Origin of the sequence: Pseudoalteromonas sp. UBA6610, assembly GCF_002433295.1 — a bacterium.
In the GTDB taxonomy this organism is placed as follows: domain Bacteria; phylum Pseudomonadota; class Gammaproteobacteria; order Enterobacterales; family Alteromonadaceae; genus Pseudoalteromonas; species Pseudoalteromonas atlantica.
Window position 1 is genome coordinate 1 of record NZ_DJHW01000089.1, and the last position, 16,444, is coordinate 16,444.

General features: G+C 40.3%; 13 protein-coding genes. 3 read left to right on the forward strand and 10 right to left on the reverse strand.

The window, feature by feature from the left end; translation table 11 throughout:
• Window positions 1–111: 111 nt before the first annotated feature.
• The 5 genes from B4F91_RS11710 to B4F91_RS11730 all read right to left on the reverse strand — a co-directional run bounded on the left by B4F91_RS11710 (window position 112) and on the right by B4F91_RS11730 (window position 7,678).
• Window positions 112–1,524 (reverse strand): sigma-54-dependent transcriptional regulator, encoded by a 1,413-nt coding sequence (locus B4F91_RS11710; RefSeq protein ID WP_004589118.1) that lies wholly within the window; start codon window positions 1,522–1,524, stop codon window positions 112–114.
• Window positions 1,521–3,227, reverse strand: coding sequence for a transporter substrate-binding domain-containing protein (locus B4F91_RS11715; protein WP_286937966.1), 1,707 nt, complete (start codon window positions 3,225–3,227; stop codon window positions 1,521–1,523). Before B4F91_RS11715 ends, B4F91_RS11710 begins: the two co-directional genes overlap by 4 nt.
• A 492-nt stretch (window positions 3,228–3,719) precedes the next feature.
• Window positions 3,720–4,781 carry a putative porin gene (locus B4F91_RS11720; protein ID WP_248462240.1) on the reverse strand — a complete coding sequence of 354 codons (1,062 nt, stop codon included), beginning with the start codon at window positions 4,779–4,781 and terminating at the stop codon, window positions 3,720–3,722.
• Window positions 4,782–4,814: 33 nt separating this feature from the next.
• On the reverse strand, window positions 4,815–6,086 hold the full coding sequence (locus tag B4F91_RS11725) for a dicarboxylate/amino acid:cation symporter (RefSeq protein ID WP_286937968.1): 1,272 nt from the start codon (window positions 6,084–6,086) through the stop codon (window positions 4,815–4,817).
• Between the two features lie 521 nt (window positions 6,087–6,607).
• Entirely contained in the window at window positions 6,608–7,678 is a 1,071-nt protein-coding gene (locus tag B4F91_RS11730; protein WP_052026279.1) for a mechanosensitive ion channel family protein, read from the reverse strand.
• Window positions 7,679–7,809: 131 nt separating this feature from the next.
• Here B4F91_RS11730 and B4F91_RS11735 point away from each other — a divergent pair, with 131 nt between their 5' ends.
• Window positions 7,810–8,772 carry a YihY/virulence factor BrkB family protein gene (locus tag B4F91_RS11735; RefSeq protein WP_004589124.1) on the forward strand — a complete coding sequence of 321 codons (963 nt, stop codon included), beginning with the start codon at window positions 7,810–7,812 and terminating at the stop codon, window positions 8,770–8,772.
• Here B4F91_RS11735 and B4F91_RS11740 read toward each other — a convergent pair.
• Complete coding sequence (locus tag B4F91_RS11740; protein ID WP_286937969.1) at window positions 8,769–9,659, reverse strand: LysR family transcriptional regulator; 891 nt, start codon at window positions 9,657–9,659, stop codon at window positions 8,769–8,771. The two genes, B4F91_RS11735 and B4F91_RS11740, sit on opposite strands and share 4 nt — an antisense overlap.
• Before the next feature lie 73 nt (window positions 9,660–9,732).
• Window positions 9,733–12,753, reverse strand: coding sequence for a bifunctional diguanylate cyclase/phosphodiesterase (locus B4F91_RS11745; RefSeq protein WP_286937970.1), 3,021 nt, complete (start codon window positions 12,751–12,753; stop codon window positions 9,733–9,735).
• A gap of 345 nt (window positions 12,754–13,098) precedes the next feature.
• On the opposite strand from B4F91_RS11745, the gene B4F91_RS11750 reads away from it, so the two are divergent.
• The gene (locus B4F91_RS11750) at window positions 13,099–13,941 is read left to right on the forward strand and encodes a pirin family protein (RefSeq protein ID WP_121637956.1); all 843 of its coding nucleotides are present in this window, start codon (window positions 13,099–13,101) and stop codon (window positions 13,939–13,941) included.
• Between the two features lie 21 nt (window positions 13,942–13,962).
• Window positions 13,963–14,943 carry a glutathione S-transferase family protein gene (locus B4F91_RS11755; RefSeq protein WP_286937972.1) on the forward strand — a complete coding sequence of 327 codons (981 nt, stop codon included), beginning with the start codon at window positions 13,963–13,965 and terminating at the stop codon, window positions 14,941–14,943.
• Window positions 14,944–15,003: 60 nt separating this feature from the next.
• On the opposite strand, the gene B4F91_RS11760 is transcribed toward B4F91_RS11755, so the two are convergent.
• Genes B4F91_RS11760 through B4F91_RS11770 form a run of 3 tightly spaced genes read right to left on the reverse strand, consistent with a single transcriptional unit; the run spans window position 15,004 to window position 16,048 of the window.
• Entirely contained in the window at window positions 15,004–15,246 is a 243-nt protein-coding gene (locus tag B4F91_RS11760; protein ID WP_004589129.1) for a hypothetical protein, read from the reverse strand.
• Window positions 15,247–15,256: 10 nt separating this feature from the next.
• Window positions 15,257–15,703 (reverse strand): hypothetical protein, encoded by a 447-nt coding sequence (locus tag B4F91_RS11765; RefSeq protein ID WP_004589130.1) that lies wholly within the window; start codon window positions 15,701–15,703, stop codon window positions 15,257–15,259.
• Window positions 15,704–15,709: 6 nt separating this feature from the next.
• Window positions 15,710–16,048, reverse strand: a complete 339-nt coding sequence (locus B4F91_RS11770; RefSeq protein ID WP_004589131.1) for a hypothetical protein — start codon at window positions 16,046–16,048, stop codon at window positions 15,710–15,712.
• Window positions 16,049–16,444: the final 396 nt, after the last annotated feature.

Below are 16,444 nucleotides of genomic sequence, written 5' to 3' on the forward strand. Positions count from 1 at the left end.
TCGGAAAGGACAGAACCCGGCTTATAGGCTAACTCACTCATTCAACAAAAAAGCCCGCAGTTGACGCTGCGGGCTTTTTTGTGCCTAAAATTTGATGAAGTACTTTTTTTTTTAAGGCTCAGGCTGTCCTTTTTTAAGTCGCTTACTGAGTGCTGGCTGCGATATACCGAGTAGTTGCGCTGCCATTGATTGATTTGAGTTGCTACGTTTCATAGCTTCTGCTACCAGTAATTCTGCGGCTTGTTTTAAAGTGGGTAGCGTTGATGTTGACTCAAATAAGGGCTTTGCAAGCTGGGCTTGCATATCTAATTTAGGCACGGCGCTGCGTACGCTTTCAAACGCTTTCATAGACAGTGCGCCGCTTTGGTGGGTGCTCATTGCATCAAAGGCCATGGCGCGCAGCTCTCTTATATTGCCCGGGAAAGCGTAGTTTTCGAGTAAAATTAATAATTCTTTTGGAATACTTGCCACCGGTTTATTAAATTCTTGTGCGGCAAGCGTTAAAAAGTGCTCTAGTAATAAGGCTATATCTTGCTTGCGCTCTCTAAGCGGCGGAATATTTACATGATGAATTTTTAAACGGTAGTATAAGTCGTTTCTAAATTCGCCATTTTCTTTTTTAGTGAGTAAGTTTTGGTGGGTGGCTGCAATAATGCGCGCGTTGATGCGCTTTGGGGTATCGCTGCCTACTGGGTAATATTCGCCTTCTTGCAAAAGCCTTAATAACTTTACTTGCGAGGCCAGGTTTAAATCGCCAATTTCATCAAGAAATAGTATCCCGCCTGATGCGCGTTCTATCATGCCTTTGCGGGCTTGCTCAGCGCCTGTAAAAGCGCCTTTTTTATGGCCAAATAAGGTATCCGAAAATAAGTTATCGTCAAGGCCGGCTACGTTTACACACACAAGTTCGCCACTGCAGCTACTGGTTTCGTGAATGGCTCTGGCTATAAGCTCCTTTCCTACGCCGCTTTCTCCGGTAATAAGAATGGGTTGTTGGCTATTTGATATAGACTCAATGTAATTAAACACCGAATGCATTTGATGATCTACACTGATAATTTTAGAAAACGCAGGATGCAGGCTTGTTTGGTTTTCTAGCAGATAGCCGCGCATGGCTTGGTTTTCTAGGTTTAGCTCTTGAAAACGCACCACTTGCATTATGCTATTACTTAGGCGTTCTGGATCTTCTGTTTTTACATGATAACCATAAGCACCTAATTTTATACATTTTACAGCGGCTTCTACTTGGTTAATGCCGCTGATGATCACCACCGAAATATGCGGAAAAAGTTCTGTAATTTGCGCTATAAGCTCATCACCGCTGATATGTGGCATGTTTAAATCAAGCAATACAACGCGAACATTCCCTTGGTTTAGTTTGGCAATTACATCGCGGCTATCATTACATTGTACAATGTTGTTAATGCCGCAGTAGCGCTCTATTGCAAACGATATGCTTCGTAAAAAGCTGTTGTCGTCATCACAAATGAGGACCTCAAAACTAGGATATAAATTAGTATTCATAGTTCACTCTCGTGTTGTAATAAGGGTAGTGATAGCTTTACTTTTGTGCCTTTACCGAGGGTTGATTTAAAGGTGAGGTGGCCTTGGTGATCTGCCACGATCCCCGCTGATACAGAAAGCCCTAAGCCGGTGCCGCCAGATTGTCGTTTGGTGGTATAAAACGGGTCGGTGAGCTTAATTAAGTGCTGTTGATCAATGCCTACGCCTTGATCTTCAATGCTCAGCACAACCTGATTGTGTTTAGTATGGAAATAGCTGGTGATAATAATTTTTTGTGATTTGTCTTCAAGCGCTTGGCAGGCATTTAAAATTAAATTAACGATTACCTGCTCAATGCGGCTGCCGCTGCCTTTAAACGCAGGCAGTGAGTTGGCTAAGTTAACCTCTAAGTGGTTTGTAGAGTTTTTAATTTGATTTGTGACTAAGCGAATAGAGCGGTTTGTTAGTAGGTTTAAATCTAGCTGCTCAGTTTTCTCATGCGATGCTTCACCTTTTACAGCAAAGCTTTTTAAATCCTCTACTATGCCTTTTACCTTGTTACTGGCAATGTGCATATCGTCTAAAATTTCTGGCAGCATATGTTTAAAGCGCTGATAGCTTACACCGGCAACAAGAAAGTCGCCTTGGCGTGCTTGATGCTCATCAAGTATGTCTGTTGCATCTTCAAAGGCTTCTTTTATAAACGGAAAATTTAACGTTAAAATACTACATGGGTTATTAATTTCGTGAGCTACTCCCGAAACCAACACCCCCAGAGAGGCCATTTTATCTGCATGAAGTAGCTGTAACTGCTGGGCTTGTAGCTCTTTGGTGCGGCTTTCTACTTTTTTGCGCAGGGCTTTGTTCCAAATTATCACCACGGTACTAATTAGTAGCAGCACCACTACACATATACCCGCTATTACGCCGGCTTTAGACCAAGGTGATACGTTTAACGGGCCAAACCATTTATCGTAAATTTCTTGCTGGCGGCCGGTGTTTTTTAAAATAGCTAAGCCTTGAGTAAATTGCGATAACAGCGCTTCATCTGCGGTTTTAGTGGCATAGCCATAAAGCCGGTTTCTTTCTAGGCTAGAAATAGCAGTGATGTTTGATAGCCCCAATTTTTTACTTAAATATAAACCGGGTAAGTTTGAAACCACTGCAAAGTCATAGCGGCCAGAGGCAAGCAAGCGCAGGGCATCGGCATGGGTTTCAACCGGTATAAGGGTAATGTTTAAGCCTGAGTGGTTAAGCATATCAAATGCCGAGCCATTGCTTTGTACAATAACGCGGTAGTTTTCAAGCTCGCTGTAGTGCGTTATTTTAGGGCTATTGTCGCGCGCAAATATAGAGTGGTTAACAAACGTGTGCGGGCTAAAGTTATACAGATCGGTGCGCTCGGGTGTGGCGGCCATGCCTTGTAAAATATCCACATTTCCACGGTCAAACTCGGCTCTTATTTCGGCCCAGGGCATTAGCTTTATTTTTATATTAAGCCCCATTACAGCGGCTATTTCTTGGCTAAGTTCTACGTTGTAACCTGTAAGTTCACCACCTTCGTTAATAAACTCATAAGGGGGGTAGTTAAAATCTCCGCCCACTATAATTTGTTTTGGCTGCGATAAATTAGCTTGTGCAATGCAGTTTAGGCTATTGAAACCCAGTAGGCTTAGTAGCGCTATTTTTAATACATAAAACCAAGCGTTTTGTTTAATAAACAAGTGAGTAAACCTCTGCATTTTTTAGTTGTGGTAGTGCGTTAGTAAATTGTCTAAACAGTACAAATAAAATGGCGTTTATGTTCCTTTTACAGCCGCAAAAAGGTTGTTTTTAGTTGGCAGCAGGGGACTATAGTCTGTATTTTAATTTTATATAAATTAGGTACTAACGAATTTATCATGGTTTTAAGTCTTATCTATTTATACTTTAAACTAAATAAGAATAAATTAATTGTTAATTAAGGTTTTTTGTAAGGCAGTTATGTCTTTTTAAGGCTGTTTAATAAAATAAAAGCGATTTAATATCGGCTATTAAATCGCTTTTATTGGTTGGGCCTATTTAGAGAATGTTGACCTGTGTAGATTAACGTTTTTCAAGCTAGGGCAGTTTAAGCAAGGCGCTGGCTTTTAAGCGAGTAGGCTTAATAATCGCTTTTGCTAAATACTAAACTCACTACTGTAAATTTAATCACGATTGGTCAACATGCCTTAGTACTAAAACTTCATGTTTAGGTTTACTTGAATGCGATCGCGGCCATTGTTGTTAGTGGGTATATCGTTATTAATATTATCCACGCTAAACCATCTTAAATCGGCATTTAGGTTCTCTGCAATTTTGTAATCTAGCTGTACACGTGTGCCTTTAATATTGGTATAAGAACCCGGAGTATTAGTTTGCGTAAACGCGCCGTTCATAGGCAATGCATAGGCTTCGGTACGTAGCACGTAAAAACGCAGGCCAAACTGTTTATTAATTTGATAACGAGCATGTACAGTAAACGCTGTATTTTCGCTGTCGGCTTCACTTGTGTAGTAATCGGCTGCAAAGCGCACTGGGCCATAACGTACATCAAGGTTGTAGGTCATTACGTTGCCTGCTTGGTCATCATCAAGACCCGACTCAGCACTGGCATAGGCAGTATCTGAGGCGCTAACAAAAATTCCGCCAATACCGGCTTTAAGGTTAATGTTATTAAAACTTGTAGCATATACACCTTGTAGCTGTTGCCAGCTAGCATCGCGCTTGCCTTCGCCATTATCGACGTTTTCTTCAAGAATAATATGCCCCGCATTAACGCTAAACGTATTGTTACTCCAGTTAGCTTGTACACCTTCTAGCGCTATATCGTCACGAAAAAGCAGCTCTGATGAATGCATATAAACGGGTGCCGCTTTACCAATATATACTTGGGTGTTACTAAGCCCTGTGTACTTCATAAAGGCGCGGTCTAAACCAAAGTCATCGTTATCGCTGGTATCGGTGATACCAAAGGTTTGATGGGTTGAATCGTGTTGGCTTGAGGTTGTTCTAAAGCGCATTTGCGCTGACCAGTTATCGGTAGCTGCGTATTTAATACCAAATCGGGCACGCAAACGGGCGCGGCTTGTTGAGTCAATTGTATCGCCTTCGGTGCGCTCAAAGCGCATACGCATATCGCCAAATAGCTTAACGGCTTCAAGGCCATTTAAACCTTCAATTGTAATATCAGCATGGGCTGGCTTAGCTAAGGCAATAACACCTAATGCAACGGGTAAATAGATAAGTTTACTAGTCATGGTTTGTTCTCTATAAAATTACTAAATCGAGGGTTATTGCTTAGCGGGTTGAGCCGCTGTGTTATCTTGGTTGTAAAGGGTTTCGTCAAGCTCGCCTTCGCTTTTACCAATTAATAAAGTAACCATTAAGTCGCCAGTTACATTTATGGTAGTGCGCGCCATATCTAAAATTCGGTCAATACCGGCAACTATTGCAATGCCTTCAAGTGGTAAGCCAACGGTGGTCAGTACTAGCGAAAGCATAATAAGGCCTGCACCGGGTACACCAGCGGTGCCTACAGAGGCTAAAGTAGCTGTAGCTATAATGGTTAAGTAATCTGTTGTGGTGAGGTCAATACCAAAGGCTTGGGCAATAAACAGTGCTAATACGCCTTGGTATAAAGCGGTGCCATCCATGTTAATAGTGGCGCCTACTGGCAGTACAAAGCTTGATACAGTACGCGATACACCTAAGTTTTGAGTGGCGCATTTAATGCTGGCAGGTAAAGTACCTGAGCTACTTGTGGTGGTAAAAGCAATAATTTGCGCTTCAATAATACCTTTATAAAAACGCTGTGGATTAAGCTTGCCTAGTAAGCCTACAAAGCCGCCACCCAACACTAAAACGTGAATAATGCAGCCTAGGTACACTAAGCCAATTACTTTTTTAAGTGGCAGTAAAACATCCAGTCCGTACTTGCCAGATACCCAAGCCATTAATGCAAATACACCGTATGGTGCTAGCTTCATTACAAGCTCAGTTAATTTGTACATTGCATCGGCTAGGCTTTCAAACATTTTGCTAGCGGGTTCGCCTTTTTCACCAATTAGGTTTAAAGCAATGCCTAAGCTCAACGCAAACACTATAATTTGTAAAATATTACCAGAGGCTAATGAGCCCACTGGGTTTTTTGGTACTAAACCTACAATGGTGTCTACTAAGGTAGGGCTTGGTTTAGCATCAGCCACTGTGGTTGCAACCATATTTAAGCCTGCGCCAGGTTCAAACAACAACCCAAGACCCAAACCAATCGAAATAGCTACTGCGGTGGTGGCTAAATAAAATACGATTGACTTAACACCAATACGACCCATTTTAGTGGTGTCTTTCATTGAGGTAATACCAACAATTAATGAGCAAAATATAAGCGGTACAATTAACATTTTAATGGCGCTAATAAATAGCTGGCCAATTGGTTTTATATATTCAGCATTATTGCCTAACAGCATGCCGGCAATAATACCCGCTATCATACCTATGAGTATTTTTAGCCAGAGCGCCATTTTTTTAGGCTCGTTGTTATTAATACTTGTTGTATTGGTCATAGTGTTATTCCAATTATTTATAATATTTAGTGGGAGCTATTTAACTTTTGCTTAGGGCGTTAACGCGCATATTGCACTGGCACGTGCACAGGCCACACAAGGGGCTTGCAATTTTATGGACAAGCTTTCGTTAGCCTTTTTAGATAGGGGTTGTTTGTACTCGTGCATAATTAAGCTCTAAAGTTGTTAGATTATTGTTATTGCATTAATAATGCCAAGCACGGTTTTGTTAATAACGTATTGAATGTTATTGGTTTTATTGTTTTTGGTTGGTGGGTTGTTAATATAGCTTTTTGAATAATTATTAATAATGAAAGGCGGGTTAAAGGCGGCTTAAATGATGGTTTATAAATAACTCATTTAAAATCAATGAGTTGATAGGTGTATAACTTTTATTATTGATATAACAAAAGTTATATTTAATGCATTAATTAATCATATTTTTTGATTTTTTAGGGTTTAAAACATTATTAAGTTGTAAATTGGCTGTATGTGGTTTTATTTTTTCTTATACGTTTAACTTAGATAATATTTTTACCCTGTTCAGGATCCCGTGATTTTTCGGCTTGATCACGAATTTCGTCGGTATCACTACTTACATCATCAACCGTTTCATTTTGCTGCTGCAGCTGCTTAGAGCTTTGCTGAGCAGTTAAAGGTTGCTCAGCTTTGTTGGTGGGCTTTTGTGTATCACTCTCATCAGGTGCACTGAGTAAAATACGCTCGCGGGCATCATCTGGCATACTGATGTTTTGCGCTGTAAATTCGGTTACTAGCTCACGCATTAACTGCGAGGCCACTTTTAACGGACTATGTTGTTCGCTGTTAACCCAAAAAAACAGATTAAAGTTAATTGTTGAGCTGCCTAAATTATTGATCAGCACTTGTGCTGGTGGCTCAGTAATAACACCCGTTTGCTTGTTTGCAATTTCAAGGGCGAGTGTTTGGCAGTAACGAATATCGTTATCGTAACCTATGCCAATCACCACCTTGGCACGCATTTTTGGATTTGCAGTTAGGTTTTTAATGGTATTTTTATAAACCGTGGCGTTAGGTATTTGTATATGGTTGCCATCGTAATCAACTAAGGTGGTTGCGCGAGCGGTGACCTTTTTAACCACACCTAAGCGGCCATCGACTTCTATTACATCGTCTATTTTAAATGGCCGTTGAACGCTCAACAGCAAGCTAGCAATAAAGTTCTCTGCTATGTCTCTAAAGGCAAAGCCCAATATTAAGCCTATTAATCCGGTACCGCTCATAATGGCAATAGCAAATTCGGTAAGTCCTGCTAAACGTAAAAATAAATACACGCCCAGCAATAAAATTAAAATGCTAATCCCGCGTTTGGCCACTAAGTGCACAAGTTTACTGTCGGTCATATAAATGAGCGGTTTTACTAACAGCTTAGACAAAGGACTGGCGACAAAGTAGCTAATAGTTAAAAGTATAAAACCTAATAAAAGAGTGGGTAATATTTGCGCTGTTGCGTGAAGTAATTGCAAACTTTGGGCGTATAAATACTGCCAACTGAGCACGCTTTCTGGGGTGTTTAAGGCATTCACAGCCGTGGTGTTCACTGCAATTAGCATAGTTATAAGGCTGTTCATGGCGTATTACCTTGGTATTTTAAATAATCTAGCAAGCAGCAAGTTTAATACCAATGCCAAAAGCACAGCTTGGCAAACTTTTTGCTCGATAATAGGCTAAAAAGGAGCAAACAATGAGCAAACCTAAACGGGGACAACATGCCGAGCAGCCAGTGCACATTCCGGTTATTGGTTGGTGGGACATAGCCAAACGTATTTTTAAGCAAATGAGCCAAGACAACTTATCGCTGGTTGCAGCGGGCGTTGCGTTTTATGCCTTACTTGCTATTTTTCCTGCTATTGCTGCAATGGTTTCTGTGTATGCGTACTTTTCATCGCCCACCGATATTAGTGAACACCTGAGTAAAATAGTTACCTTATTACCGCAAAGCACGAGCGATTTAATTTTATCTCAGGTCTCGAGCTTGGCTCAAACCTCAAACGCCAGTTTAAGCTTAAGTGCAATTGGTACACTTATTCTTACTATTTGGAGTAGCTCTAAAGGCAGCCAAGCGCTTATTACTGCCTGTAATATTAGTTATCATGAATACGAAAAACGCTCATTTTTTCATGCTCAGTTAGTACGTTTTTTATTTTCTGTAGGGGCTATTTTAGTGGCTATTTTTGCTTTGCTAATTATAGGTATTTTACCCATAGTACTAAATTTAGTGGGCTTAAAAGAAAGTATAGACTTACTAATAAAGTTAATATCGTGGCCATTACTCGCCTTTATGTTTAATTTTGCATTGGTGCTTTTGTATCGCTATGCACCACACAGAAAACCCGCTAAATGGCGTTGGATCACACTTGGCTCGTGTATTGCGACTGTATTATGGATTTTAGCCTCAATTGGTTTTTCGTTTTATGTGTCTCACTTTGCAAGCTACAACGAAACGTATGGTTCGTTAGGCGGGGTAGTGATTATGCTAATGTGGCTCTATATAAGTGCCTATATTATTACGCTTGGGGCGGTAATAAATGCGGCAACCGAACAACAAACAGCGAAAGATAGTACCAAAGGCCCCGCTAAAGAACGCGGTAAACGCGGTGCCTATGTTGCTGATCACCTTGATGTAGATGAGCCGACAAACTCTTAACCCGGCTCGTCATTGCACAAGCTTATGAGATGCTGAGTAAATGCTTGGCCAACGGGGCCTAAACGGTCATTGTCGGTGCACATTAAATAAAGCTTTAAGGAGCGGGTTGTACCTTGCTCTAAATTAAGGGGTTTAAGAGTGTTGTTTTTAAGATAAGGTTTAATTTGTGCACTAGGCAGCCATGCATAACCAAAGTTTTGGCTAACCATATCAATAGAGTTACGTAAGTGACTCACTGTCCAGCGCATATCTGCCCCAAGCCAGCCGTCGTCGTGGTTGGTGTGGGTGGCCGAATCGCGAACAACTATTTGCCTGTGTAATTTAAGCTCTCTGTAGGTCAGTGGTTCAGTGCGCTGGTGTAAGGGGTGATCAGGGTGCGCAACGGCAATAAATTCTATATCGCACAAACTATGGCAATTAATGCCATAAAGCGCAATAGAAGTAATTGCTAAGTCGACCACTGCATTGGTAAGTAATTCGTTTGCGCCGTTAAGTACGCTTTCTATCAGTTCTATTTTTACCAATGGGTATTGCTCATTAATATGGCTTAGCGCTTGGTACAATAAATGCTGCGGAAACACTTCATCTACCGCTATTTTTAATGTGCTTTCAATACCTTCGCTTAATGTATTAGCAACCGATTCTATTTTGCTGGCTTCATCTATTAAAAATTCGGCGCGGCGCAATATAAGCTTACCGTTTTCGGTTAAATACGCTTTACGGCCTTTTACTTCAAGCAATTTTACTTGCAGTGCCGACTCTAACTTTTGCACTGCATGGTGCACGGTTGATTGGCTTTTAAATACCGCGCTGCTAGCACCGGCAAATCCACCATGTTCTACAACAGCTTTAAACATTCTCCATTGCTCGAGTGTTGCCTTTGCCATTTTAAACCTTGTTACTACTTACTATTGATTAAACTACCTGACCGTGTAGGCACTCTATTTATTGCGTAACTACTTATTTATTATTGGCAATAACCATTTTTTTGCTGCTCAGCAACGTCATAAACTCTTTTTTAGGCACTGGCCTTGAAAACAAATAACCTTGCCCGTAGTCGCATCCTGCTTTTAGTAGTAGCTGCATTTGTTGCTGCGTTTCAATGCCTTCGGCAATAACTTTTAGGCCAAGCTGGTGGGCCATTACAATAATGGCTTCACATAAAGCAAGCTCCTGGCTCCCAGCTTTAATATTATCAATAAAGCGTTTATCTATTTTTAGGTAATCGGTATCCATTTCTTGCAGGTACGCGAGCGATGAATAGCCGGTGCCAAAGTCATCTAGCGCTAATTGCACACCTGACTGGACTAATGTTTTTAAGCGACTTTGAGTTAGTGGCTCTGGGTTAACCATAAGGCCTTCTGTGATCTCGGCCACAATAGAGGAGGCGGGTAGTTTGGCTGCTTTTAAAATCTCACACCAATCGTCAATTCCGCTATCGATTGTTGATAACTGCACAGGAGAGACATTTATACTAATTTGAAATTGCTCCCCCATGGTGGTATTTATTTCTTTTAGGGTGTGTATTGCTTGTGTAAATACAAATTGGCCCAGCGCATTTATTTGCCTAGTTTCCTCAGCAAGCGGTATAAACGTCGCCGGCGAGACTAACCCCTTTTTAGGGTGGTGCCAGCGAATAAGCCCTTCGGCTTTATGAATGTGCAAATCGTTTAATGCCACAATAGGCTGATAAAATAGCTCAAATTGTTCAAGCTCTATGGCGGTGCGTAAATCTTTTAATAGCTGCATACGCGCTTGCGCATGAATACGCATATCTTTTGAAAAAAATTCAAACCCATTACGGCCGTTATTTTTAGCTTTATACATGGCTTGGTCGGCAGCTTTTAATAGCAGCTCTGTACTTTGGCCATCGCTAGGTGCGCATGCAATGCCCATACTAGCGCTAATAAATAGCTCCTCGTCTTCGAGCTGTATACTTGATGAAAGGCTTTGCAATATATTGCTGGCAATTTGGTTTATATGGCGACTGCTTTTAACATGGTCGTATACAATCACAAATTCATCACCGCCAATACGTGCGACAAAACTGGCGTTTATTGCAGCTTGAATTATCCGTTGAGAAACTAACTTAAGTAGATTATCACCATAATGATGGCCTAACGTGTCGTTAATATCTTTAAAGTGATCAATATCGAGCAGCATCACAACAAGTTCGCATTTGTCGCCTGTTACTTCATCAAAGCGCTTATTTAAACGCTCTTTAAGCTCTAGCCTATTTGGTAAATCAGTTAAGTGGTCGAAGTGAGTTTTTCGCCATATGGTTTCATCAGCTTGTTTTTTTTCTGTTAGGTCGGTAAAAATGGCCACCCGGCGAGTAGGCATGTTTTTATCATCGTACACGGTATCTATAATGAGGTATTCGCTATAGGTGTCGCCATTTTTTTTACGATTAATTATCTCACCCTGCCAACGGCCAGTTTCTCTGAGCTCTGCCCACATTTTTTCATAAAATGCTTTTGAATGTTTGCCAGATGCTAAAATACGACTGGTTTTACCTATCGCTTCTTCTTTGCTGTATTGGGTTGTTTCGCAAAACGCAGGGTTTACGTCATAAATAATGCCGTCGGGGTCTGTAATCATCATCCCTTCACTACTATTACTGTAAACAAGCGACGCTAAATGAAGTGCTTTTTCGTTGACCTTTTTTTGGCTTATATCTCTAAGAACAATAATGTATTCATTATTAGTGAGTGCATTTATTCTTGCCTCAAAAAAGTGCTCTTTAGATTTTTTAAACAATGTAAACTCAATGGTTTGTGAGCCATCTAAAGTACCTAATTGAGAAAGCAGTAACTCTGCGTTGGCCTCAGAGAGTACATCCACTAATTTTAAAGCTTTGCCTGTCTCAACATTTAGCACAGGGCTAATATAGCCGCCAATATAAAGGATTTTGCCTTGGGCATTTATACGTATGTAGGTATCGGGTAAAGCATTTAATAAGCTCATTAACTCGTTGTGCTTATTTTTTAATTTAGCCTCTGCAGATAGCCGGGTTTGTGCCATAACAGCAAAACGGTCATAAAGCGCGCGCAGCTCTGGGCTATTGGGCTTTTTAATATGTTTGGGCATAGTGCCATTTGCCAGTTCATCTGTGGCTTTGGTTAAATTAGCGATAGGCTTAAATATACTTTGTTTAATTAAGCGCCTAGCTAGCAACACCAACAGGGCAATAGCCGATAAAAACGCAAAAATGGTTTTAGCAAAGCTTTCATTCACTTTATTAATAAAGTCTTCAACCGAAACGGCTATATAAATATCTAAATTATTATCATGGCCGTCTTTGTATATTACTGAGCGATGAAAAACCTGGTTTTCGCCTTCTGCATTTTTGAACACGGTTAACGAGCTTTTATCGTGAAGTAAATCTATGTCAGTAATTTTTTGGCCTAAATTACGTGGTTGATTAGGGTAGTTGGCCAGTATTAAGCCATTAGAGTCGGCAATAACGGCCTTGGCATTGTTAGGTAATTTTGCTTCGCTTAAGGCGATATTCCACCAATTCAATGCAATAACGGTAACCAGTGTGCCTTTTAGTTGGTTATTACTATCTATAATTGGGTAGGCAAAATTGACACTTTGCGCTTGAATACTTCGGTCGTATTGAAAATACCCCACCGAAAAACTTTTATTACTAATGGCATTTTGAAAATAAGTACGATCGCTAATATTAATATTTTTACTACGACCATTTGTCACGCACTGTAGATCGCCATTTTTATCAACAATACCTATATTTGCAATATTCTTATAAAGGGCTTTTATTTCGTAAAAGTAATTAGGGCAGGTTGTGGGGAGTGTTTCATTTTTTGCTGTTTTATCGGCTAAATAAATAGTAATACGTTTAACATCATCAACCATTGTTTTTTGATGTTGTGTCAATTGCTTAGCTATATTTACTATTCTTTCTTCACTTTTTTCAATGGCAGCATCACGCTCATACCATAGCGTAAATACCGTCACAGCGGCGCCGGGAATGCTAAGTAGGATGAGTAACCTGTAAAGCTGGCTTTTAAGCGATGAAGTAAAAATAAGATTTCCTTAAGTTCTGCGTCCCTAAAAAGTGATTGTAGACATAAAAGCCAAAAATAACCATACAAAATATAGGGTTGTACTAAAAAGTTATTAGAAATCAGCTTAAGTCTGTGTTTTTAATCATGGAGCTTATTATACCAAATAAACGAATTATCAAAATAAACACTCAATTTTCTAAAAAATAGAACGTTTTGCTCGATTTAAAGACATAGTCGTATTGTTTTATGAATGCTTTAATAAGCTCATTAATTAATCTACTACAGTATTTTAAATATGAACATAGCAAAAGTGTTAACTGCTTACGCCACCCAAGATGGTGATGGTGTAAACATAAGTCGAATACCTGGTTTTGATGGCAAATATCTCGACCCTTTTTTAATGATTGATGAGCTAAAGTCTAACAATGAAAGTGACTATATTGGTGGCTTTCCACCGCACCCTCATCGCGGCATTGAAACTTTTACGTACATTATTAAAGGTGGCTTTGAACACCAAGATCAAATGGGCAACAAAAAAGCGATCCGATCTGGCGATGTACAATGGATGAGTACAGGTAGAGGCGTAATGCACAGTGAAATGCCACTGACAGATGCAAAAGAGGGGCTGCATGGCTTTCAAATTTGGATCAATATGCCCAGTGGCGAAAAAATGCGTGCGCCACGTTATCAAGATACTACACAAAATCCAGCGCCTGAAGTCACTAACAAGCACGGCGTGAGCTTTAGCGCACTTGCGGGTAATTGGCAGTTTGAAGATTCTACGTTAACGTCGAGTTTGCAAAGCTTAGCGGCCAATGCTGCACTGGCCAATGTTACTCTCCCCGTTAATACACGCATGCAGTTAGCAGGGCTTAAACAACGTAAAGTGATGATTTATGTTCATACAGGTGAGCTTATTACAGGTGACGAGCAAACATTTAATGCTGGCAAGTTGCTTATATTAAGTGAAAACAGTGACATTGATATATCTTCACAAAAGGGGGCGGGGATACTTATTTTAGCGGGTAACCCACTTGAGCAACCTATTGCACATATGGGCCCATTTGTAATGACCACGCAAGAGGAAATTAAACAAGCGGTGCGTGATTATCAAAACGGTGAATTTGGCAACATTTAATAGTTAATTGAGGAGGTTATTATGGGTTTATTAGTTGATGGCCAATGGCAAGACAAATGGTACGACACCGACTCGAATAATGGTAAATTTAAACGCGAAGCAGCGCAGCTTCGTAATTGGATCACAAAAGATGGCAGCCCTGGACCTACAGGGAGCGGCGGATTTAAAGCGCAAGCAAATCGCTACCACTTATATGTTGCCTTAGCGTGCCCGTGGGCGCACCGCACACTTATATTCAGACAGCTAAAAGGCCTAAGCGATATTATTAGCGTATCGGTAGTCAGCCCAGATATGTTAGATAAGGGGTGGAGCTTTGATAAAGATAACCTCAGTAGCGGCGATGATTTATTTAATAGTGAATACTTACATCAAATTTATACTAAGCACGATGAAAATTACAGTGGGCGAGTAACTGTGCCTGTGCTTTGGGATAAGCAGCAAAATAAAATTGTTAGTAATGAATCTGCAGATATTATTCGTATGTTCAATACCGCATTTAATGAAATTACGAATAATACGGATGACTATTACCCACAATCACTACAAGCTGATATTGATGAAATTAACGACCTTGTTTATACCAATATTAATAATGGGGTGTATAAAGCGGGTTTTGCAACCACACAAACAGCATACGAAGATGCATTTACTGCGTTATTTAAAGCACTTGATAAAGTAGAAGGCATACTAAGTAAAAATCGTTACCTGATGGGGAGCACATTAACTGAAGCGGATTGGCGTTTATTTACCACACTCATTCGGTTCGATAGCGTGTATGTAGGGCATTTTAAGTGTAATTTACGCACCATTGAAAGCTACCCAGCGCTGAGTAACTATGTACGTGAGTTATACCAAATAGAGGGAGTAGCCAGTACGGTTAACCTTGAGCATATTAAGCGGCATTACTATTTTAGCCACACAATGATCAACCCAACGCAAATTATTCCAAAAGGGCCGGCGTTAAACTTTAGCCAAAACCATAATAGAGACGAGTTGGACTAAGAGGTATTAAAGTAAGCGGCAATTGCACTTTTAAAAAAGCTTTTATAAATGCAATTGCTGCTATGCAAATAACTTTACCAGCCAGCCGTATTTTCGCACAAAGCTGGTTTCGCTTTTGCCAGCTTGAACCGTTGCTCCGGCTAAAAAGGCTGATGCCAATCCTACCTTGGTGGCTGCAAAGCGCTTAAAGCGGTACTTTATTGCTGCATGGTGCTGGCGCTTTAATGCATGCTGTAAATCCATTTGCTTATTTAACGTGTCAACATTCTCATTGGGTTCTTTAATTAGAAAATTAACGAGCATGGTTATTTCCTTATAGATTTAAAAGTTGCTTTAAACTTTTAATCGTTTTACTAAAGCCAATTTTATTGCTTAGGTATACGGTATTTCGCCAAAGCCAAATTAAACAAATTATTTGCGCGAGTGCAGCAGTAGCAAAGCTAAGCCAAACCGAGCCAAATAAATCATATACACCGTAGCCAATTGCACCTAGTAAGCCGGCCCACAACAAAATCAAACCACTGGCAAAACACCCTAAAAATATAGTGATCAACGCCATTGATCGTAACGACAGCTTCCACTCAGCCTTTGCAAGTTGGTGGGTAAGCTTTCCTTGCGTTTTATAATCCTCCTTGAGCTGGTCAGAGTATTCAATGATCTTTGCTATATGATCCTGCCAATCATCCTTTTGGCTAGGGTCATCAGTTGTTTGATTTTGAGCATTACCGTCCGTGGTTGCTGTTGTTTGTGAGCTACTCATTATTTATTACTTACGACGAAATAGTGACGTTACAAGCATACCCGCCGCAAAAGCAATCCCCGCTGTTGCTAGCGGATTTTCTGAGGCAAAAGCACGCGTTTTTGCGCTGCACTCAGTTAGTTTTTCACGAGCAATAAGTTGTTTTTCGCTTAGTGCTTCTGCTGAGCTTGAAGCGCCTTTACGTACGCTTGACTCAGCAACTGATGCCTTGCTTGAAAGTGCATCTACTGCATCGTGTGCTACAGACGTTGCTTTTTCAGTCAACGGTGCCTCACTCTCTTTTTGTTTAAGATCAGGTTTCATGTTTGTTTCAGTATTCGGTTTTGTATTTGTTGCAGTAGCCATAATCAATCCTTAATAAATAAAATAAAAAAATTTAACTGGTGCTATAGCAGATGCAACGATTAAACCAACCATTAAAAATAATTTAACCACTTGATTTTATTGTTTTTATATATTTAAGGTAGGGTGCGGTAGATTAAATAAAAAGCAGCATGAAGTAAGTATTGCTGCTGTGCTAAGTAAATTTTACATGCCTATAAACCTAGGGCCTGTTTACCTTTCGAGATTTAATTTGCAGCAGTCTGTTTGGGATTTAGGCAAGGTAGAGCCTATGTAGTGTGGTTATTCCCCATAAATAGGCGATAACGACGTATAAATGTCAAACAGGCGCTGCCCGAAGGGTTCTGCCTAGGGGGCATTTACTCTTTGTTACTCGGTTTTTACTTAGCCCACTAGGTT

Bases quoted from the DNA above. Each gene is read 5' to 3' on its own strand.
- B4F91_RS11710 (WP_004589118.1), bottom strand. From the start codon at position 1,524: ATGAATACTAATTTATATCCTAGTTTTGAGGTCCTCATTTGTGATGAC.
- B4F91_RS11720 (WP_248462240.1), bottom strand. From the start codon at position 4,781: ATGACTAGTAAACTTATCTATTTACCCGTTGCATTAGGTGTTATTGCC.
- B4F91_RS11725 (WP_286937968.1), bottom strand. From the start codon at position 6,086: ATGACCAATACAACAAGTATTAATAACAACGAGCCTAAAAAAATGGCG.
- B4F91_RS11730 (WP_052026279.1), bottom strand. From the start codon at position 7,678: ATGCTAATTGCAGTGAACACCACGGCTGTGAATGCCTTAAACACCCCA.
- B4F91_RS11735 (WP_004589124.1), top strand. From the start codon at position 7,810: ATGAGCAAACCTAAACGGGGACAACATGCCGAGCAGCCAGTGCACATT.
- B4F91_RS11740 (WP_286937969.1), bottom strand. From the start codon at position 9,659: ATGGCAAAGGCAACACTCGAGCAATGGAGAATGTTTAAAGCTGTTGTA.
- B4F91_RS11750 (WP_121637956.1), top strand. From the start codon at position 13,099: ATGAACATAGCAAAAGTGTTAACTGCTTACGCCACCCAAGATGGTGAT.
- B4F91_RS11755 (WP_286937972.1), top strand. From the start codon at position 13,963: ATGGGTTTATTAGTTGATGGCCAATGGCAAGACAAATGGTACGACACC.
- B4F91_RS11760 (WP_004589129.1), bottom strand. From the start codon at position 15,246: ATGCTCGTTAATTTTCTAATTAAAGAACCCAATGAGAATGTTGACACG.
- B4F91_RS11765 (WP_004589130.1), bottom strand. From the start codon at position 15,703: ATGAGTAGCTCACAAACAACAGCAACCACGGACGGTAATGCTCAAAAT.
- B4F91_RS11770 (WP_004589131.1), bottom strand. From the start codon at position 16,048: ATGGCTACTGCAACAAATACAAAACCGAATACTGAAACAAACATGAAA.